The organism is Xenorhabdus littoralis (assembly GCF_033949345.1).
GTDB classification, from domain to species: Bacteria; Pseudomonadota; Gammaproteobacteria; order Enterobacterales; family Enterobacteriaceae; genus Xenorhabdus; species Xenorhabdus littoralis.
The window spans coordinates 1-20,208 of record NZ_VCDP01000065.1 but is presented as its reverse complement, the minus strand read 5'-3'; the positions used below and the strand labels follow the sequence as shown (position 1 = coordinate 20,208).

Below are 20,208 nucleotides of genomic sequence, written 5' to 3'. Positions count from 1 at the left end.
CTGCATTCAACACGAATACAGGGTTTTTATTGAGTTATTTACCGACGTTTTTCTGCCCGAGTCCCAAACGCGATTTAATGTCCGCCAGACGAGATTGTCCCTGTTTCATCCGTTCTTCCGCACTGACTACGGGTTTTCCCTGTGGCCAGTGCAAATCATCCTGTGGCAACTCAAATAAAAACCGACTCGGTTCGGGACGGATAAGTTCACCATACTGACGGCGTTCCTTGCTCAGCGTGAAAAAGAGTTCTCTCTGTGCGCGGGTAATGCCGACATACGCCAGACGACGCTCTTCCTCAATGTTATCTTCATCAATGCTGCTCTGATGTGGCAATAAACCTTCTTCCATCCCGACCAGAAAAACATAAGGAAATTCCAGCCCCTTGGAAGCATGAAGCGTCATAAGCTGAACCTGATCCAACTCTTCGTCTTCTTCACCGCGCTCCAGCATGTCGCGCAGCGTAAAACGCGCCACGACCTGAGAAAGTGTCATCGGTTCATTCAAATCATCCCCCTCAAGCATCTCGCTCATCCAAGTGAAGAGTTGGTTGACGTTTTTCATTCTCATTTCAGCCGCTTTTGGACTGGGAGCGGTTTCATATAACCAGCTTTCGTAATCCATTCCACGCAATAAATCTCTGACTGCCAACAGTGGCTCACGTTCTACCTGACGTGATATCTCTTCCATCCAGTGAGCAAATCGCTGTAATGCTGCCAGACCACGCCCGGTTAAATGCTGCTCCAGACCAAGATCAAAACTGGCTTGATAAAGACCTTTATTGCGTTGATTCGCCCATTCCCCCAGTTTCTGGATCGTGACTGCTCCAATTTCTCGCCGTGGTGTGTTGACGATACGCAGGAATGCACTGTCATCCTCAGGATTGGTCAAAACACGTAAGTAAGAAAGTAAGTCCTTGATCTCAGGTCGAGAAAAGAACGATGTTCCTCCCGAAATTCGGTAAGGGATGCGGTTTTGTATCAGCATTTTTTCGAAGATACGGGACTGATGATTTCCACGATACAAGATGGCGTAATCTTTATAATCCGTTTTATTGATAAAGTGATGAGCGATCAATTCACCGACCACACGCTCAGCTTCGTGATCTTCGTTGTTGGCTTCGATCACCCTAAGCGGATCGCCATAATGCAACTCTGAAAAGAGTTTTTTCTCAAATACATGACGATTGTTGGCGATCAGGATATTCGCTGCTTTCAATATCCGTCCTGATGAACGATAATTCTGTTCCAGTTTGATCACGTTCAACTGCGGAAAGTCTTCTTTCAACAGGATCAAATTTTGTGGGCGAGCACCACGCCATGAATAAATAGACTGGTCATCATCACCAACCACCGTAAAACGGGCGCGATTGCCCACCAACAGTTTCACTAATTGATACTGACTGGTATTGGTATCCTGATATTCATCCACCAGCAAGTAACGAATTTTATTCTGCCAGCGCTCCCTGACCTCTTCATCGCGCATTAACAATAGGGTTGGCTTGGTAATCAGATCATCAAAATCAAGAACGTTACAGCTATTCAGGTGCAAGTCATAACGGCGGTAACACTCTGCAAATTGGTGTTCCTGCGCCGAACGCGCTGATCTTATCACCATCTCCGGTGACATCAGGTCATTCTTCCAGTTAGAAATGCTCGAAATCAGCTTTTGCAGCAGATCCTTATCTTCCTCCAGCAAATCTGCGGTGAGATCTTTCAATAAGGCCATTTGGTCTTGATCATCGAACAACGAAAAGTTGCTCTTCATACCCAGCGCTTTATATTCACGTTTGATGATCTCCAAACCCAGAGTGTGAAAAGTCGAGATCATCAGGCCTCTCGTTTCCTTTCGACCCAAAGTTTGCGCCACACGTTCTTTCATTTCACGTGCCGCCTTATTGGTGAAGGTGACTGCGGCAATGTGCCGAGCCTGATAGCCACAAACGCGGATCAGGTGAGCAATTTTATTGGTGATCACCCGGGTCTTGCCGGAGCCTGCACCCGCCAGAACCAGACAAGGTCCTGTCACAAATTCAACCGCTTGTTGTTGGCTTGGATTTAATCGCATATCGTTTCGAAGGTTATATCAGGATGAAAGATCAGGGAACGGAATTGTAACAGAAAGCCAAGCTTAGTTATGAACTCATATATTGACTGCTCCCCCGCCCGATTGGGCGAGGTCTTACGCGCAAATTGATAAATAGTGATTCTCCAGTAATTGAAATACTTAGCATCAGTTTGTCTTAACTGATGATATAACAGCCATTATTTCTTGTTGACGTGAAATCAATAAAACAAAGGAGATGCACCATGCCACGTAAAACCGGCTTTTTCTTTGATGAACTCTGTTTCTGGCACAATTCTGGCTTACAGCATGCCATGATATTTCCCGTTGGTGGATGGGTACAACCTCCTAATAGCGCCGGGTATGCCGAGTCACCAGAAACTAAACGCAGAATGAAAAGTTTAATGGATGTTTCTGGTTTAAGTCGTTCATTGCAATTGCGCAGCGCTGAACCTCTTGATGATGCAACATTACGGCTGGTTCATCCTGAAGATTATTTGCAACGCTTTAAATCCATGAGTGACGGCGGCGGCGGCGGCTTATTGGGGCCGGAAGCGCCAATAGGACAAGGTAGTTATGAAATCGCCAAATTATCTGCCGGACTTACCTATGCTGCGGTAAAAGCCGTGCTGGACGGCGAATTGGATAATGCTTACAGCCTTTCCCGTCCTCCCGGACACCATTGCCTGCCAGATCAAGCAATGGGCTTTTGTTTCCTTGCCAATATTGCCCTTGCCATTGAGCACGCGAAGGAAAAACTTGGCGTTGGCCGAGTCGCAGTCGTTGACTGGGATGTTCATCATGGTAATGGCACACAGCACATCTTCTGGGAGCGCGATGACGTTTTGACTATTTCACTGCATCAGGATGGATGCTATCCCGAAGGTTACAGTGGCGAAGAAGATATCGGTGCCGGTGAAGGCGAAGGTTTCAATATCAACATTCCATTGATGGCGGGTGCTGGGCACAATAGTTATCTGTATGCCATGGATCAAATTGTCCTTCCGGCATTACACCGTTACCAACCTGAACTGATTATCGTTGCCTGTGGCTATGACGCAAATGCTTACGATCCGCTGGCTCGAATGCAACTGCACAGTGACAGCTTCCGTGAAATGACCCGAAAAATACAGCAAGCAGCAGATGAGTTATGCCATGGCAAATTGGTCATGGTACACGAAGGGGGTTATGCCGAAGCTTACGTGCCTTTCTGTGGGTTGGCCGTCATGGAGGAATTGAGTGGTATGCGTACTGAAGTCAGCGACCCTGCGTTAAACATAATTAAATTGCAGCAACCCAAAGAACGATTTGAAGCATTCCAGCGCCAAGCCATTGATGAGTTGAAACTGAAGTTTACCCTCTAAAGATTACAATACCCTGCCCGATGTTATTTCATCAGGCAGGGTATACCTGTCGTCTTTCAAGTTGCAGCTTTGTTGACTACGTTCACTCACCCCAGTCGCATAGTTATCTATGTTCTTGGGGATTCGTTCTCTTGTCGTCGCGCTGCACCTTGAAATCCATTAGGTATAGATATCAGATTATCCGCCGACTGCAATACGTTTCATATCAGTCATATAACCACGCAAAGTATGGCCGATAACTTCAATCGGATGGTTACGGATGGCTTCATTCACATCACGTAACTGGGCATTATCAATGCCACGATCTGCGACTGCTTTGCCTAAATCGCCCGCTTGCAGAGTCCCTATAAATTTTTCTTTCAGCAACGGAACCGCAGCATGAGAGAACAGGTAGTTACCATATTCCGCAGTATCGGAGATGACCACGTTCATTTCATACAAGCGCTTACGGGCAATAGTATTCGCAATCAGTGGCAGCTCATGCAAAGATTCATAATAAGCAGATTCTTCAATAATGCCGGCATCTAACATCGTTTCAAATGCCAGTTCCACCCCAGCCTTGACCATGGCGATCATCAGCACACCGTGATCAAAATATTCCTGTTCACTGATGTTGCTACTGTAATCAGGGTAATTTTCGAATGGGGTTTTTCCTGTTTCCTCACGCCAAGTCAGCAGGTTTTTATCATCATTTGCCCAATCTGCCATCATTGTGGAAGAGAATTCACCGGAAATGATGTCATCCATATGTTTCTGGAACAGCGGGGCCAAAAGAGTTTTCAACTGTTCGGAAAGCGCATAAGCACGCAATTTTGCTGAATTAGAGAGGCGATCCATCATCAACGTAATACCGCCTTGTTTCAAGGCCTCGGTGATAGTTTCCCAACCAAGCTGGATTAATTTTCCGGCATAACCCGGTTCAGCTCCATCAGCAACCAATTTGTCGTAACATAACAACGAACCCGCCTGTAACATGCCGCACAGAATGGTCTGTTCACCCATCAAATCTGATTTAACTTCTGCCACAAAAGAAGATTCCAGAACACCCGCACGATGACCACCGGTTGCAGCAGCCCACGCTTTCGCGATCGCCATTCCTTCACCTTTTACATCATTTTCCGGATGCACGGCAATCAGAGTAGGAACACCGAATCCACGCTTATACTCTTCACGAACTTCTGTTCCCGGACATTTAGGCGCAACCATGACAACCGTGATATCTTTACGTACTGGCTCACCTACTTCGACGATATTGAAACCGTGGGAATAGCCCAATGCCGCCCCGTCTTTCATCAAAGGTTGAACAGCCTGAACTACCGTAGAATGCTGTTTATCTGGCGTCAGGTTAATAACTAAATCGGCCTGCGGAATTAACTCTTCATAGGTGCCGACGTTGAAACCATTTTCCGTTGCCTTGCGCCATGAGGCGCGTTTTTCTTCAATCGCCTCTTTACGCAGGGCGTAGGCAATATCCAAACCAGAATCACGCATGTTAAGACCTTGATTTAGCCCCTGCGCACCACACCCCACGATCACCACTTTCTTGCCTTTTAAATACCCTGCCTCGTCAGCAAATTCTTCCCGCGCCATAAAACGACATTTGCCTAACTGTGCCAATTGCTGGCGCAAGTTCAACGTATCAAAATAGTTAGCCATGGTGACTCCGATATAATTAGGTGTGATGTTGTTTGCATAGTGCCAATATATGACATGAAGGCCATTGCTTAAATTGATATATTAACAAGACTATATTGCAATTTATGCAACGTCCTCTGGCACAGCAAAAAGTCACCAGACAAAAGGCCCAACGCGATGGATCTACGTGATTTAAAACTGTTTTTACATCTTGCGGAAAGTTGTCACTTTGGACGCACGGCCACAGCCATGCACGTCAGCCCATCCACACTTTCGCGCCAGATCCAGCGTCTTGAAGAGTTATTAGGGCATTCCCTGTTTTTACGGGATAACCGAACGGTAAAACTCACTTCTGCCGGTGAACAATTAAAACAATTTGCCCAGCAGACACTCCTGCAATATAAACAGCTACAGCATTCATTGAATCACCAAAGCTCATCGCTGACAGGGGAGCTGCGTCTGTTTTGTTCAGTAACTGCCGCTTATAGCCATCTTCCACAAGTCTTGGATAAATTCAGGGCCGAACATCCCTTAGTGGAAATAAAACTGACGACAGGCGACGCGGCAGATGCCGTTGATAAAATCCAATCCGACGCCGCTGATCTGGGTATTGCAGGCAAGCCGGAAAAATTATCTGATAACGTTAGTTTTACCAAAATAGGCGAAGTGCCGCTGGTACTGATTGCTCCCTCCCTGCCCTGTGCTGTGAAAGCTCTCGCGACAGAAGAACAGCCGAACTGGAATAACATTCCGTTTATCCTACCCGAGCATGGCCCTTCCCGTAAGCGCATTGAGCTTTGGTTCCGTCGGCATAAAATCCTGCATCCGGTGATTTACGCAACAGTTTCCGGCCATGAAGCGATTGTTTCTATGGTTGCATTAGGCTGTGGGATCGCGTTGATCCCTGCGGTTGTCGTCGAAAATAGTCCTGAACCCGTACGAAACCGTATCTCACTACTGGAAAATATCTCTCTGGTCGAGCCGTTTGAATTAGGCGTCTGTACATTGAATAAACGCTTAAATGAGCCGCTAATTAAAGCGTTCTGGGAGCTGTTGTAATCTGAAGTTCATTGGATATATCTGGAAATAGGTCACGCTATATGCGAAGAAACATGCGAAGAAATATGCGAAGAAATATGCGCCGCAAAATAGATAGATATCTTGAAGTAGTCAGGTTATATGAGTATCACAAACAATATTTAGCACTTTCTCATCATATGAGAACAGAGTGGCATCGCCATCCTTGCATCCAATTAAGTGTCTCACCTGACTCTTCGGTGATAAAAATTGATACCGAACAGGAAACACGTCAAGTATATGGTTTTATTATCGCCAGCAATGTCAGACATCGATTACATGCAGAAGGGAAATCCTGTTTCAATTTTCTGATAGATCCTGCTCATTCTCTGTATCATTTGCTATTACACCAAATTAAAGATTCAGATATCGTCTACCTAAATTCAGAATCTGCCCGCTTGATAGCGGATTACCTCGCTCACTGTTTACAATCAGATTTATCTCCAGACATTCTTGTCCTGAGCCGTTGGTTAGAGGATACAGGACTCTGTGATTGCTATCAGGATACCCGAATCATAAAAGCGACCAATCTGATTACCGAGTTACCTGTTAAGAGCATTTCCTCCAGCGAAATATCTGATCATATCTATCTATCAGAAAGTCGATTTTTACATCTGTTTCGTCAGGAAATGGGCACCAATTTCCGTGGTTATTTATTATGGAAACGATTCCATCACGCACTTGAAAAAATAGATTCACCAGACTCGCTCACTTTGCTGGCTTCCCATAGCGGATTTTCCGACAGCGCACATTTTAGCCGCACGGGTATGATGTTATATGGACTCAGTCCCTCAGAATTGAAAAATGCCATTGCGGCCTTTCCTGAATCTTTCCCCAGCAAGAAACCAAAATAGCCCGTTTATTCAATTAAAATCACCTTCCTACCATTAAGCTACGGCTCAATTCAGATCATTTTGCAAGCCAATACCAAAGTATTCAGACCAATACACCCAAATATAAAAATTTTATTTTCAGCCGTATTTATAGAAATGGTGGGGAAAAATGATGCCAACGTCGTCAGTGATTACAGAGAAAAAATCAAAACGTAAGCTGGCTTTGCTCATGGCAACACTGTTATTTATCTGTGTTGGCTTAGGTTATTTTATCTATTGGTACACAGTATTACGTCATTACCAAACGACCGAAGATGCTTATGTGATTGGTAACCAAGTGCAGGTAATGGCGCAGGTTTCAGGTAGTGTGGCCAGTATTCATGCTGACAATACTGATTTTGTCCGTCAGGGAGATATTTTAGTCAGTCTGCACACTATTGATGCAGAACATGCCGTTGAACGGGCGAAAAGTATTCTTGCCAAAAGTGTTCGGCAAACTCATCAGATCATGGTTGAGAATGAGAAATTACAGGCCGATATTGACCTGAAAAAAACCAAGTTGCAGCAGACGATAGATGATTTACAGCGGCGTGAACACTTAGGGTTAACCGGAGCCATTGCCAAAGAAAGCCTGATCCATGCCCGTAATAGTGTTCAGATGGCAAAATCGGAGCTGCTTTTCTCACAGCAACAATATTATGCCAATAAGGCATTGGTTATAGACACCCCTCTGGAACAGCAACCTAACGTTAAATTGGCGGCAACCCAACTTCGGGATACTTGGCTGACCCTGCAACGCACCCGTATCGCCGCACCCGCCACGGGCTATGTTTCTCGTCGCAATGTGCAAGTCGGCTCACAGATAAAGAATGGCATACCGCTCATGGTTATCGTTCCTGCTGACCAACTCTGGATTGAAGCAAACTTTAAAGAAGTGCAACTTGCCAATGTCCGCATTGGTCAACCCGTCACATTAACCAGCGATTTTTACGGCAGCGACATTATTTACAACGGCAAGGTTGTCGGTTTGGATATGGGAACCGGCAGTGCTTTCTCCTTACTGCCCGCTCAAAATGCGACAGGTAACTGGATCAAAGTTGTCCAGCGCCTGCCCGTCCGTATTGAACTGGAATCACAACAACTCACTGACCATCCTTTGCGTATAGGGTTATCCATGCATGCCTCCGTTGATACCAGAAATCGGGATGGGGCAGTTCTGGCCAAAGTGCCACCTCAAAAAATCGTGTATGAAACCGATATCCTGTCTTACGACACCGCAGAAATTGAGCGACTGATTAAGGACATTATTTCTATAAATACCAGCAGAAGGTGAGGACAACATGTCACATCAACCATTATCCGGTGCCAAACTCGGTTGGCTGACACTGGCCTTGGCACTGGCAGCGTTTTTACAGATACTGGATCTGACAATTGCTAACGTGGCAATATCAACAATTGCGGGTGATTTGGGTTCTTCCACTTCTCAAGGCACTTGGATCATTACTTCATTTGCCGTTGCCAATGCGATCTCGATTCCATTAACCGGCTGGCTGGCAAAACGATTCGGGGAGGTTCGCGTTTTTTTAGCATCAACGATATTGTTTATTGTTGCCTCTTGGCTATGCGGTATATCCAATAGTCTGGAAATGCTGATTTTTTCCCGTATCGTGCAAGGGATCGCCGCAGGCCCGATTATGCCTCTTTCGCAAAGCCTGCTATTGAATAACTACCCACAACCAAAACGCAATATGGCTCTGGCTATGTGGTCAATGACGATTGTCGTTGCTCCTGTCTGTGGCCCTATCCTCGGCGGCTGGATCAGTGATAATTATCATTGGGGATGGATATTCCTGATTAACATCCCATTCGGTTTAGCTGTCATCACTATCACTTGGATGTTGCTCAAAGATCGGGAAACAAAAACGGAAGTTAGCCCGATTAACACTGTCGGATTAATTCTATTGGTTGCTGGTGTGGGAAGTTTTCAGTTATTGCTTGATCGCGGGAAAGAGCTGGATTGGTTTAATTCATCAGAAATTATGACTCTGGCTATTATCGCTGTGGTCTGCCTCACTTTTCTGATTATCTGGGAGCTGACAGCGAAAAACCCCATCATTGATTTATCCTTATTTAAATCCCGCAGTTTTACGATAGGGACGATATGTATCAGCCTGGCTTTTTTGCTTCATATCGGAACGCTGGTTCTGCAACCTCAATTATTACAGATGGTATTTGGTTATACCGCAACTTGGGCTGGGTTAGTGATGGCACCGCTGGGTATTATGCCGATAATACTTGCGCCACTTATTGGTCGTCTCGGTTCAAAAATCGATATGCGTTATCTGGTAACGTTCAGCTTTATTGTTTTCACCTTGTGCTTCTTTTGGCGCGCTTACACTTTCGAACGGTCAATGGACTTTTCCGCCGCCGCCTGGCCTCAATTTATACAAGGATTTGCCATCGCCTGCCTGATTATGCCGCTCAATACCATCATCTTATCCGATATCAAACCGGATAAAATCGCCTCAGCGGTGAGTCTGTTCAATTTCCTGCGGACGTTGGCAACATCAGTGGGAATATCTGTCACAACGACGATTTGGACAAATCGTGAAGCCGTTCATCATGTACAGCTAATACAAGCCGTAACCCCTTATAATCCGATTGCGACGCAATCCTATGAAAACATGCAGCAACTGGGCCTGTCATATCCCCAGATCAGTAGTAAATTGGCGCACGAAATTACTCATCAGGGGCTGATTATCGCCGCCAATGAAATTTATTGGTTATTTGGCTTTCTTTTTCTGATGATGCTGTTTTTGATATGGCTAACACAAACCACGATCAAAAAAGAATAAAAATAAGCAATATAATCAGCAAAATAACGCCTTGTTAGGCGCTATTTTGCAATGGGTGCTTAAGTCAAAAATAACTTAAACGAAGGGTTATCAGTTTCATCATGATATTCATAGCCCAACTCATCCAAATGGCGATCAAAGCGCACTTCCGGCTCTGAAAGTTCAAAAGCAGCCAATACACGCCCATAATCTGTGCCGTGACTACGATAATGAAATAAAGTGATATTCCAGTGTGTGCCCAACGTCTGCAAAAATTTCAGCAAGGCTCCCGGAGATTCAGGAAAAGCAAAGCTGAACAACCGTTCCTGCAATGGTTTGGATGGTCTGCCGCCTATCATGTAACGGACATGCAATTTCGCCATTTCATCATCGGTAAAATCAGCGACCTGATATCCCGATGATTTTAATTCCTCAATGATTTCACGGCGTTCAGCATTTCCCCGACTCAATCTGATCCCCACAAAAATACAAGCCTTGCTTGGATCAGTGGCATCCGAATAGCGATAACTAAATTCTGTCACAATACGGGGGCCCAATATCTGACAGAAATTCAGGAAACTGCCCTTTTGTTCAGGGATCGTGACTGCCAGTAAGGCCTCGCGTTGTTCCCCCAGTTCACTGCGTTCAGAAACGTAACGCAAGCCATGAAAATTCACATTAGCACCAGAGAGAATATGCGCCAATCTTTCTCCCTGAATCTGATGTTGCTGAACATATTTCTTCAAGCCTGCCAGTGCCAATGCACCTGAAGGTTCTGCAATCGCCCTGACATCTTCAAAGATATCTTTCACGGCAGAACAAATGGCATCGCTATCCACCGTAATGACATCATCAACATATTGTTGGCATAAGCGGAATGTTTCATCACCAATGCGTTTAACAGCCACGCCCTCAGCAAATAGTCCGACTCGAGGTAAATCGACCGGATGACCGGCTTTCAGAGCCGCTTTCAAACAGGCGGAATCTTCAGCTTCCACCCCAATGACTTTCATTTCAGGAACAAGCTGTTTGATGAGAACGGCAACACCAGCAATCAATCCGCCACCACCGACCGGAACAAAGATGCGATCAAGATGGACATCTTGCTGGAGCAGTTCCATAGCCAGTGTTGCCTGACCTGCAATTACAGCAGGATGGTCAAAGGGAGGGACGAAGGTGTAACCGTGCTCTTTTGCCATCTCGATCGCTTTTGCTTTCGCTTCATCGAAATTCGCACCGTGCAACAGGACTGCGCCACCAAAGCTGCGTACTGCATCGACCTTGATATCTGCGGTAGCGATCGGCATCACGACGGTTGCCTTTATCCCAACCTTACTGGCCGACAATGCGACACCTTGTGCATGATTACCCGCAGAAGCCGTAATAACTCCTTTGGTTTTCTGCTCTTTCGTCAAACCCGCAATCATCGCGTATGCGCCACGCAATTTAAAACTGTGCACCAACTGGCGATCTTCCCGTTTGACCAAAATAGTATTGTCCAAACGGGCAGAAATTTTTTTCATTTCCTGCAACGGGGTCACTTGAGCAACATCATACACTGGTGCACTCAATGCGGCTTTGAGGTATTCCGCCCCTTTAGGCTCTGAATTAAGAGGGTAAACAGCCACAATCAGCTCCCCAATTTGGTTTTATCGCGCACTGCGCCTTTATCAGCGCTGGTCGCCAACAAAGCATAAGCACGCAATGCAAAAGAAACCTGACGCTCTCTGGACTTAGGTGTCCACGCCTTATCCCCGCGAGATAATTCGTCTTGGGTGCGTTCAGCAAGTTCTGTTTCGGTAACATCTAACTGAATTTTACGGTTTGGAATATCAATATCGATGATATCGCCATCTTGAATCAGTCCAATCAAACCACCATTCGCCGCTTCAGGAGAAACGTGACCGATCGATAGCCCCGATGTGCCTCCTGAGAAACGACCATCAGTGATCAACGCACAACTTTTGCCTAGCCCCATTGATTTCAAATAGGTGGTGGGATAAAGCATTTCTTGCATCCCGGGGCCGCCTTTCGGGCCTTCATAACGAATGATAACCACATCACCCGCAACCACTTTTCCGCCAAGAATCGCTTCTACGGCATCATCCTGACTCTCATAGACTTTAGCCGGGCCACGGAAAATCAGACTTCCTTCATCAACACCCGCTGTTTTTACAATACAACCATTCGCTGCAACGTTACCAAACAGAACCGCCAAACCACCATCCTGACTATAAGCATAAGTACGCTCACGGATACACCCTTCCTCACGATCAGTATCCAGCGATGGCCAACGGCAATCCTGCGAGAATGCCTGAGTAGTACGGACCCCTGCCGGACCTGCCGCATACATACTCTTAACGCTTTCATCCTCTGTCAGCATGATGTCGTACTGAATCAACGTTTGAGGCAAATCCAAACCCAAAATATTTTTTACATCGCGATTCAAAAGCCCTGCGCGTTCCAGCTCACCCAGAATACCCATCACACCACCCGCACGGTGTACGTCTTCCATATGATATTTCTGGGTGCTCGGAGCTACCTTGCACAAATGAGGTACCTGACGAGACAGACGATCAATATCTTCCATCGTGAAATCAACTTCACCTTCCTGAGCCGCAGCTAACAAATGAAGCACGGTGTTAGTCGAACCGCCCATCGCAATATCTAATGTCATAGCATTTTCAAATGCGGCTTTGGTGGCAATATTACGCGGTAAAGCGCTGTCATCATTTTTTTCATAGTAACGTTTGGTTAACTCGACAATGCGCTTACCCGCGTTGATGAACAACGTCTTGCGATCCGCATGAGTCGCGAGCAATGAACCATTGCCAGGCTGAGAAAGCCCCAATGCTTCAGTCAGGCAGTTCATCGAATTTGCCGTAAACATGCCAGAGCAAGAACCGCATGTCGGACAGGCTGAACGTTCGATTTGATCACTCTGCTCATCACTGACATTTGGATTAGCCCCCTGAATCATGGCATCCACCAGATCCAGCTTGATAATTTGATCGGATAAGCGCGTTTTACCCGCTTCCATGGGGCCACCGGAAACAAAAATAACCGGAATATTCAGACGCAGAGATGCCATCAGCATCCCCGGGGTGATTTTGTCGCAGTTAGAAATACAGACCATCGCATCAGCACAGTGAGCGTTCACCATATATTCCACCGAGTCTGCGATCAATTCACGGGAAGGCAATGAATAGAGCATTCCACCATGCCCCATTGCGATACCATCATCAACCGCGATGGTATTGAACTCTTTTGCAACGCCTCCTGACGCCTCAATCTGTTCTGCCACCAGTTTGCCGAGGTCTCGCAGATGGACATGCCCCGGTACGAACTGAGTAAATGAATTCACAACTGCAATGATAGGCTTTCCAAAATCCGCGTCAGTCATCCCTGTGGCTCGCCATAAAGCCCGGGCTCCCGCCATATTGCGGCCATGTGTTGTCGTGGCAGAACGGTATTTAGGCATTGTTTCTACTCCCATCTCTGTCTTATCTAATGAACTTCAGTAATCAGCACAGGCGGGGAACGACCGCCTGCCGAATGTTATATTTTTTATTGAGGGTTAACGGGATCCAGCCAGCCCCATTTATCTTCTGTCGTACCATCAAATAAGCCAAAAAATGCGTTTTGAATTTTTTTGGTGATAGGACCACATTTGCCAATACCAACCTGAATATCATCGACGCTACGGACCGGCGTGATTTCCGCCGCAGTCCCGGTCATGAATACTTCATCCGCCAGATAGAGTGATTCACGAGAAAGTGTCTGCTCACGAACTTCCAGACCTAAATCCTTAGCCAATTTGATAATGGCATCGCGAGTGATCCCCGGCAGAGCAGATGAGGTAAATGGAGGCGTAAACAGAATCCCGTCTTTCACTTCAAACAGGTTTTCACCCGCGCCTTCTGAAATATAACCATGAATATCCAATGCAATTCCTTCCTGATAACCATGGCGTCGGGCTTCACTTCCCACCAGCAAGGACGAAAGATAATTTCCTCCCGCTTTTGCTGCCGTTGGGATCGTATTTGCCGCTACACGATTCCATGACGAAACCATCGCATCAATGCCTTGCTCCAGCGCTTCTTCGCCAAGATAAGCTCCCCAAGGGAAAGCGGCAATAATAACGTCTGTTTTATAACCATCAGGAGGATTGACGCCCATTCCAACATCACCAACAAATATCAATGGACGAATATAAGCGCTGACTAATTTATTTTTACGAAGTGTTTCACGACATGCTTCCATCAGTTCATCAACACTCTGGCTCACAGGGAAACGGTAAATTTTGGCTGAGTCATGCAAGCGCTGCATATGTTCACGATGGCGAAAAACGACAGGCCCTTTGTGAGAGTCATAGCAACGAATGCCCTCAAATACCGAAGTACCATAATGCAGGGCGTGGGACATAACGTGAATTTTAGCATCTGCCCACGGCACCATTTCCCCATTGAACCAAATATAATCAGCTTGCTTTGTCATTCTCAGTTTTCCTTCAATCGCGCATTATGCGCTTATTAATTGTGATTCTTTATGTTTGATCTCAATACCAGCAACATCCACTAATTTCATCAATTGAGAAAAAAGTAAATTAATCGAACGCTGGCTGGATACAGTGAGTTCAATACTTACATTACCACTATCTGTTGTGTGATCCATATTCAGTGCGCATATATTGAATCCACGATGACGGGTAACCCTCAGAATTCGCTCCAAAATCTCAGGACAAAATCTCGCCTGAATAGCAAGTTGATGCTGCATCATAATGACTTCTCCAACATGGCTTCATTGCTTGCGCCCGGGGGAACTAATGGCCAGACATTCTCTAATGCATCAATGGATACGTGTAATAAATACGCACCCTCGCTGTTGAACAAAGCATCCAGCGCCCCGCTCACTTGTGATTTATCTGTGATCCGCTGACCCGGTATCCCAAAGGCTTGCGCCAATGTAAGAAAGTCAGGATTATCAGTTAAGGTCGTCTCGCTATAGCGTTTGTCAAAAAACAGTTCTTGCCACTGACGAACCATCCCCAATCGCTGGTTATCTAATAAGACTATTTTGATTGGTAACTGCTTACGTTTGATCGTGCCTAATTCCTGAACATTCATCATAAAAGAACCGTCACCGGATATGCAGATAACCATATCTTGCGGACGTGCCATCTGAGCGCCAATTGCCGCCGGAATGCCAAATCCCATCGTGCCCAATCCACTTGATGTGATGAAATTCTCTGGCTGGCTGAATAACATGTGCTGAGCAGTCCACATCTGATGCTGCCCAACATCGGTCGTGATCACCGTGCTGGATGATGCCCGATCAGAAATCTGTTTCAGCAAAAGCGGCGCATAAATACTTTCACCCTGATAGTCATAACACCAAGCGTGTTCGTTTTTTAATTGTTTTATTTCTTGCTGCCAAGCCTGAATCGCTAAGGATTGCTGTAAATGCGGCAGCAGTGTTTTTACATCACCCAATAATGAAACATGGATCTGACGTAATTTATTGAATTCGGCAGGATCAACATCCAGATGGATCACGTTGGCATGAGGTGCGAAGGTGCTCAGTTTTCCTGTCACACGGTCATCGAAACGCGCTCCAACCGCGATTAACAAATCACAAGCCTGAACCGCGAGATTGGCCGCTTTGGTTCCGTGCATTCCCAACATGCCTAAATAGCATTCATGTCCAAAATCCGCCGCGCCTAAACCTTTCAACGTAGAAACAACAGGCATTCCTGTTTCTGCAACAAAATGGCGTAATTCAGGAACAGCGCCGGACATACCAACTCCACCACCTACATATAAAACAGGCTTCTGAGACGATGCTAACAGTTGACGAGCTTGTTCTAACTCTTGTTCTGGCAGAGATAATTCCGGGGATGCAGGTACCAGATAGGGTGCAAAATCGCCTTGAGCCAACTGAATATCTTTCGGCAAATCAACAAGAACAGGGCCGGGACGATCACTCATCGCGATAGCAAAGGCATCGGCCATGATTTGAGATAATTTTTCCGACGAATCAACCAGAAAACTATGTTTTGTACAGGAAAGAGACATGCCTAATATATCGATTTCCTGAAAGGCATCCGTTCCGATAAGGGCAGTATTCACTTGGCCAGTAATCGCCACAACAGGAACGGAATCCAACAACGCATCAGCCAATCCCGTCACTAAATTTGTCGCCCCTGGCCCTGATGTCGCAATACAAACACCCGGTTTTCCACTCGCTCGGGCATAACCGATTGCAGCCATAGCAGCACCTTGCTCATGGCGGCATAATATGTGCTCAACACCTCCATCATACAGAGCATCATAGACTGGCATGATGGTTCCACCGGGATAACCGAAAACTTTTTCAACTCCCTGCCTCTGCAGTGCTTCTACAACCGATTGTGCCCCGTTCATTGCTACCCCCTTGTTGTGTTTACCGTGTAACTGGCTGTTGTGATGCTTTGTTATGTTTGTTTTTGTTCTCTAATCCAAAGAAGTGCCAAAAAAAACCCCCGCGCCTTTCGGTGCGGGGGTTTTTGTGAAATCTGGCTCTCTTTTTGTCTAAGCCTTCCTTCGTCCAAGTGCAGCCCCGCACGGTGGGATAATAATCACCACCACACTCACAATAATTAGGCTAATTACTAGGACAAAAGTATTCATAATGTTGTTCGTTTTAACTCGTATGCTTGACGTATATTTAAGAGTTATCACTTTCTATGATTATTGACAATAATTATTTTTTATTTTTTCATAACAAATTTATTTTATTTATACTTTTCATTTAGATATATAACAAATCAGATGAATTCACTAAAATTATTTAGTTTTCCATCAGAAAAAATCCAGTATCTGTCTGTTTAATAAAATAATTAACAAATTATGTAATTAAAAAACATGTTAATCATCTGCCTTCCATGAACACAACGAAACGTATAATAAAAACCAATGGTTATTGATTAATAGTTAGCATCCTCAATAATCTTCCACATTGAAAATGATTAATAATATTTAATTTTTCAACTGAGTAATTGAACGGTTATACCATCTATAATGCCATTTATTTTCTTCATCCGGATAATTTCGAATTATCATATTATTCATAAATAACAATTGGTTATTATTAAAATCCGAATGAAAAAATGATTTTCAAGACAGTCACAGTGATAAATATCTTTACGAACCTCTTCGCAAAATCACAATAGGCGACTTTTTATTATTTTTTATCGATTCATGATAGGTGCTTTCTTGCTAAGGAGAGCATCATGGCACTTGCCGTCATTCATACACGGGCAACCATTGGTATTGATTCCCCTCTCGTCACAATAGAAGCACATATCAGTAATGGCTTACCCGGTTTAACCCTCGTAGGCTTGCCCGAAACAACCGTAAAAGAGTCCAGAGATAGGGTCAGAAGTGCTCTGATCAACAGTGGTTTTACCTATCCACCCAAAAGGATCACCGTCAATTTAGCACCAGCGGATCTTCCAAAAGAAGGAGGAAGATATGATTTACCTATCGCTATCGCAATTTTGGCAGCATCAGAGCAAATCGCTACAGATAAACTGCAGGATTATGAACTTTTAGGGGAATTGGCACTTTCAGGGGAAATACGTCGAATCACGGGAGCTATCCCCGCAGCACTGAGTGCAAAACGAGCTGGAAGACAGCTTATTTTGTCCTCAGAAAATCAGGCTGAACTGGCTATTTTGTCTCAGAATGAAACATTGATGGCAAATCACTTACTTCAAGTCTGCCATTTCCTGCAAGGAAACAACGATATTTTATCTTCTCCTTCTGGCATTGAACCATGGAGCGAACCATCTGTTTTAGACATACAGGATATTATTGGGCAGGAGCAAGCCAAAAGAGCATTGGAGATCACTGCCGCTGGCGGTCATAATCTTCTGCTGCTCGGACCACCAGGAACAGGAAAAACCATGCTTGCCAGCCGATTATGTGGATTATTGCCTCCATTAACGCATCAGGAGGCTATTGAGGTCGCAGCAATCAATAGTCTGGTTGGCTATCCTATAAATCACCAAAAATGGCATACACGGCCATTTAGAGCCCCTCATCATAGTTCGTCAATGGCGGCTCTGGTAGGGGGTGGTTCGATACCAAAACCAGGGGAAATATCCCTTGCACATAATGGTGTATTATTTTTGGATGAATTGCCTGAATTCAACCGATGTGTTTTAGATGCCCTGCGTGAACCATTGGAGTCCGGTGAGATAGTTATATCGCGCACAAAGGCAAAAGTCTGTTTCCCTGCTCGAATGCAACTAATTGCAGCCATGAACCCAAGTCCAACGGGTTATCACCAAGGACCGCACAATCGCAGTAGCCCACAACAAGTATTACGTTATCTTTCTAAACTTTCAGGTCCCTTTTTAGATCGTTTTGATCTTTCTATTGAAGTCCCTCTGCTACCTCCAGGAATTTTAAGCCAATCGTCAGCAAAACATGGAGAAAATAGCCATGAAGTCAAAAAACGGGTACAGATCGCCAGAAAAATACAAATAGAACGATGCGGCTATATAAATGCTCATCTTAATAGCAAACAAACAGAAAATATTTGTAAGCTTAGAATGGAAGATGCAGTTTTTCTGGAAAATACGTTATTGAAACTAGGGCTATCTATTCGTGCTTGGCATAGAATTCTCAAAGTTTCTCGTACAATTGCAGACTTAAAAGAACAAAAAAGAATAGAAAAAGTAGATATTATGGAAGCACTCAACTATCGAAATATGGATAGATTACTTATTCAATTGCAAAAACAGGCTGGATAAATTAGAAAAGGGGCTATTTCGCCCCTATCTGTGTAGATCATTAATATCAATGATGGTATTAATCATCAGTGTCGGTATAGTCCTCTGTAGAATCTACCTGCGGTTTTCCACCGGAAAGAGTATGAAAACGTTTTGGACGGCTAATTTTTGCCAAATACTTAATCCATACCTTTTCTTCTATCGTTACAGGGGCACGTTCACCACGGCAAACTGCAACAAACAGTTTTTCTTTTTCTGTTTGAGGCTCACGTTTACCAAGATCCAGTTCATTGAACGCATGACCACTGCGCTCTAGTAATTGAGCCTCTTTGATGGTGAAATCACCATGACGGGAAAATCCACGTGGATAATTTTTATTATCAAAAAAACGATTAGTCGTGATGAAGCTTTCAGCCATCTGACATACTCCTAACTCTAATGCCATACTAATTATGGCGCGGAGTATTAGGGAGGCTTGACATTCTGTAAAACAAAATATTTAAATCTTAACGACAAAAACTATTGGAGATGCATGTGGACACTGAATTACTGAAAACCTTTTTGGAAGTCAGTAAGACTCGTCACTTTGGTCGGGCAGCTGAATCGCTCTATCTAACACAATCCGCTGTTAGCTTTCGGATCCGTCAACTAGAAAATCAGTTGGGTACCAATTTATTCACGCGGCATCGCAATAATATCCGCCTAACTCCGGCTGGAGAACGTCTCGTACCCTATGCAGAGTCACTAATGAATACTTGGCAATTGGCCAAGAAAGAAATCAACTACGTTGCTCAGCATACAAAGCTCTCTATCGGAGCTACAGCATCCCTGTGGGAAGGATATTTAGCATCTTGGTTAACTACATTTTACCAATTCCATCAAGAAACGAGGATTGAATCTCTGGTTTCTACTCGCCAGTCGCTAGTCAAACAATTGCACTCACGAGAACTAGACCTTTTAATTACGACTGAACCACCCAAAATGGATGAGTTCCAAAGTCAGCTATTTGGTAACATCCAACTTGTTTTATCGACGACCCAACATAATCTTGAAAAAGGCGTTAAAAATTACATTAAATTGGAGTGGGGTGCTGATTTTCGTCAGCAGGAGCAACAAATCTTAAAGAGTGATCACCCCCCGATTATTACAACCACATCAGCACATGTTGCCAGAGAATTATTAGATAGTGTAAATGCTGCCGCCTTCCTTCCTGTACATTGGCAAGAAGAATACCCAAAACTCGTCGCTTCAACTGATAACGAGTTAATAGAACGACCCTTATATGCGGTATGGCTGCAAAACAGTGATCAGCAAGCATTTATCCAACAGTTACTAAAAATTCCTGTAGAAAAAGCGCCCATAACGGTTTAAAAGCGGACTAATAGTAAAAAGAGGAAAATTATGTGGGTGGGGAAACAATTCCAGCAGGGAGATGATAATTTCACGAAAAATACAAACAAGAAAAAACCCAGCTAAAATTAGCTGGGCTATTAATCTGAATAGCTATATCAATTATTACTTAGTTGTTAACTGGCAGGGGCGGAGAGACTCGAACTCCCAACACCCGGTTTTGGAGACCGGTGCTCTACCAATTGAACTACGCCCCTAAATACGGTGGCGGTGCGGA

The 20,208-nt window shown here is 44.8% G+C and carries 16 protein-coding genes and 1 tRNA gene; 7 read left to right on the top strand and 10 right to left on the bottom strand.

Going from position 1 to position 20,208, the window contains the following annotated elements; genetic code table 11:
- Positions 1-34: 34 nt before the first annotated feature.
- Complete coding sequence (gene rep, locus FE394_RS15460; protein WP_319927256.1) at positions 35-2,065, bottom strand: DNA helicase Rep; 2,031 nt, start codon at positions 2,063-2,065, stop codon at positions 35-37.
- A gap of 242 nt (positions 2,066-2,307) precedes the next feature.
- On the opposite strand from rep, the gene FE394_RS15455 reads away from it, so the two are divergent.
- A complete protein-coding gene (locus FE394_RS15455) occupies positions 2,308-3,426 on the top strand; it encodes a class II histone deacetylase (protein ID WP_319927255.1) in 1,119 nt (372 codons plus the stop codon).
- A gap of 177 nt (positions 3,427-3,603) precedes the next feature.
- On the opposite strand, the gene ilvC is transcribed toward FE394_RS15455, so the two are convergent.
- Positions 3,604-5,082, bottom strand: coding sequence for a ketol-acid reductoisomerase (gene ilvC, locus FE394_RS15450; RefSeq protein ID WP_319927254.1), 1,479 nt, complete (start codon positions 5,080-5,082; stop codon positions 3,604-3,606).
- Between the two features lie 156 nt (positions 5,083-5,238).
- Here ilvC and ilvY point away from each other — a divergent pair, with 156 nt between their 5' ends.
- From ilvY to FE394_RS15430, 4 genes are all read left to right on the top strand, one after another.
- The gene (gene ilvY / locus FE394_RS15445) at positions 5,239-6,120 is read left to right on the top strand and encodes an HTH-type transcriptional activator IlvY (RefSeq protein ID WP_319927253.1); all 882 of its coding nucleotides are present in this window, start codon (positions 5,239-5,241) and stop codon (positions 6,118-6,120) included.
- A gap of 65 nt (positions 6,121-6,185) precedes the next feature.
- Positions 6,186-6,992: an AraC family transcriptional regulator gene (locus FE394_RS15440; RefSeq protein ID WP_319927252.1), complete on the top strand. Its 807-nt coding sequence runs from the start codon at positions 6,186-6,188 to the stop codon at positions 6,990-6,992.
- Positions 6,993-7,140: 148 nt separating this feature from the next.
- On the top strand, positions 7,141-8,304 hold the full coding sequence (gene emrA, locus FE394_RS15435) for a multidrug efflux MFS transporter periplasmic adaptor subunit EmrA (protein ID WP_319927251.1): 1,164 nt from the start codon (positions 7,141-7,143) through the stop codon (positions 8,302-8,304).
- A gap of 7 nt (positions 8,305-8,311) precedes the next feature.
- Positions 8,312-9,826: a DHA2 family efflux MFS transporter permease subunit gene (locus tag FE394_RS15430; RefSeq protein WP_319927250.1), complete on the top strand. Its 1,515-nt coding sequence runs from the start codon at positions 8,312-8,314 to the stop codon at positions 9,824-9,826.
- A 59-nt stretch (positions 9,827-9,885) separates the two neighbouring features.
- On the opposite strand, the gene ilvA is transcribed toward FE394_RS15430, so the two are convergent.
- The 6 genes from ilvA to ilvL form a co-directional block, all read right to left on the bottom strand.
- Positions 9,886-11,436 carry a threonine ammonia-lyase, biosynthetic gene (gene ilvA / locus FE394_RS15425; protein WP_319927274.1) on the bottom strand — a complete coding sequence of 517 codons (1,551 nt, stop codon included), beginning with the start codon at positions 11,434-11,436 and terminating at the stop codon, positions 9,886-9,888.
- Positions 11,436-13,286, bottom strand: a complete 1,851-nt coding sequence (ilvD, locus tag FE394_RS15420) for a dihydroxy-acid dehydratase (protein WP_319927249.1) — start codon at positions 13,284-13,286, stop codon at positions 11,436-11,438. Before ilvD ends, ilvA begins: the two co-directional genes overlap by 1 nt.
- 86 nt (positions 13,287-13,372) lie before the next feature.
- Entirely contained in the window at positions 13,373-14,302 is a 930-nt protein-coding gene (locus FE394_RS15415) for a branched-chain amino acid transaminase (protein WP_319927248.1), read from the bottom strand.
- 24 nt (positions 14,303-14,326) lie between these two features.
- Complete coding sequence (ilvM, locus tag FE394_RS15410) at positions 14,327-14,584, bottom strand: acetolactate synthase 2 small subunit (protein WP_319927247.1); 258 nt, start codon at positions 14,582-14,584, stop codon at positions 14,327-14,329.
- Positions 14,581-16,227 (bottom strand): acetolactate synthase 2 catalytic subunit, encoded by a 1,647-nt coding sequence (gene ilvG, locus FE394_RS15405; protein WP_319927246.1) that lies wholly within the window; start codon positions 16,225-16,227, stop codon positions 14,581-14,583. Before ilvG ends, ilvM begins: the two co-directional genes overlap by 4 nt.
- Before the next feature lie 147 nt (positions 16,228-16,374).
- Complete coding sequence (gene ilvL, locus FE394_RS15400) at positions 16,375-16,473, bottom strand: ilv operon leader peptide (protein WP_071647081.1); 99 nt, start codon at positions 16,471-16,473, stop codon at positions 16,375-16,377.
- Positions 16,474-17,075: 602 nt separating this feature from the next.
- Here ilvL and FE394_RS15395 point away from each other — a divergent pair.
- Entirely contained in the window at positions 17,076-18,602 is a 1,527-nt protein-coding gene (locus FE394_RS15395; RefSeq protein ID WP_319927245.1) for a YifB family Mg chelatase-like AAA ATPase, read from the top strand.
- 58 nt (positions 18,603-18,660) lie between these two features.
- Here the strand turns inward: FE394_RS15395 and FE394_RS15390 are convergent, their stop codons facing one another.
- Complete coding sequence (locus FE394_RS15390) at positions 18,661-18,999, bottom strand: MaoP family protein (RefSeq protein ID WP_319927244.1); 339 nt, start codon at positions 18,997-18,999, stop codon at positions 18,661-18,663.
- A gap of 116 nt (positions 19,000-19,115) precedes the next feature.
- Here FE394_RS15390 and hdfR point away from each other — a divergent pair, with 116 nt between their 5' ends.
- Positions 19,116-19,952 (top strand): HTH-type transcriptional regulator HdfR, encoded by an 837-nt coding sequence (gene hdfR, locus FE394_RS15385; RefSeq protein WP_319927243.1) that lies wholly within the window; start codon positions 19,116-19,118, stop codon positions 19,950-19,952.
- Between the two features lie 160 nt (positions 19,953-20,112).
- Here hdfR and FE394_RS15380 read toward each other — a convergent pair.
- Positions 20,113-20,188, bottom strand: a tRNA-Trp gene (locus tag FE394_RS15380).
- Positions 20,189-20,208 lie beyond the last annotated feature (20 nt).

What these genes read in the sequence shown, in the direction of transcription:
- FE394_RS15440 (WP_319927252.1), top strand. Translation starts at nt 6,186, where the DNA reads ATGCGAAGAAATATGCGCCGCAAAATAGATAGATATCTTGAAGTAGTC.
- ilvD (WP_319927249.1), bottom strand. Translation starts at nt 13,286, where the DNA reads ATGCCTAAATACCGTTCTGCCACGACAACACATGGCCGCAATATGGCG.
- ilvG (WP_319927246.1), bottom strand. Translation starts at nt 16,227, where the DNA reads ATGAACGGGGCACAATCGGTTGTAGAAGCACTGCAGAGGCAGGGAGTT.
- FE394_RS15390 (WP_319927244.1), bottom strand. Translation starts at nt 18,999, where the DNA reads ATGGCTGAAAGCTTCATCACGACTAATCGTTTTTTTGATAATAAAAAT.
- ilvC (WP_319927254.1), bottom strand. Translation starts at nt 5,082, where the DNA reads ATGGCTAACTATTTTGATACGTTGAACTTGCGCCAGCAATTGGCACAG.
- FE394_RS15455 (WP_319927255.1), top strand. Translation starts at nt 2,308, where the DNA reads ATGCCACGTAAAACCGGCTTTTTCTTTGATGAACTCTGTTTCTGGCAC.
- FE394_RS15395 (WP_319927245.1), top strand. Translation starts at nt 17,076, where the DNA reads ATGGCACTTGCCGTCATTCATACACGGGCAACCATTGGTATTGATTCC.
- FE394_RS15430 (WP_319927250.1), top strand. Translation starts at nt 8,312, where the DNA reads ATGTCACATCAACCATTATCCGGTGCCAAACTCGGTTGGCTGACACTG.
- ilvM (WP_319927247.1), bottom strand. Translation starts at nt 14,584, where the DNA reads ATGATGCAGCATCAACTTGCTATTCAGGCGAGATTTTGTCCTGAGATT.
- ilvY (WP_319927253.1), top strand. Translation starts at nt 5,239, where the DNA reads ATGGATCTACGTGATTTAAAACTGTTTTTACATCTTGCGGAAAGTTGT.
- rep (WP_319927256.1), bottom strand. Translation starts at nt 2,065, where the DNA reads ATGCGATTAAATCCAAGCCAACAACAAGCGGTTGAATTTGTGACAGGA.
- emrA (WP_319927251.1), top strand. Translation starts at nt 7,141, where the DNA reads ATGATGCCAACGTCGTCAGTGATTACAGAGAAAAAATCAAAACGTAAG.
- FE394_RS15415 (WP_319927248.1), bottom strand. Translation starts at nt 14,302, where the DNA reads ATGACAAAGCAAGCTGATTATATTTGGTTCAATGGGGAAATGGTGCCG.
- ilvL (WP_071647081.1), bottom strand. Translation starts at nt 16,473, where the DNA reads ATGAATACTTTTGTCCTAGTAATTAGCCTAATTATTGTGAGTGTGGTG.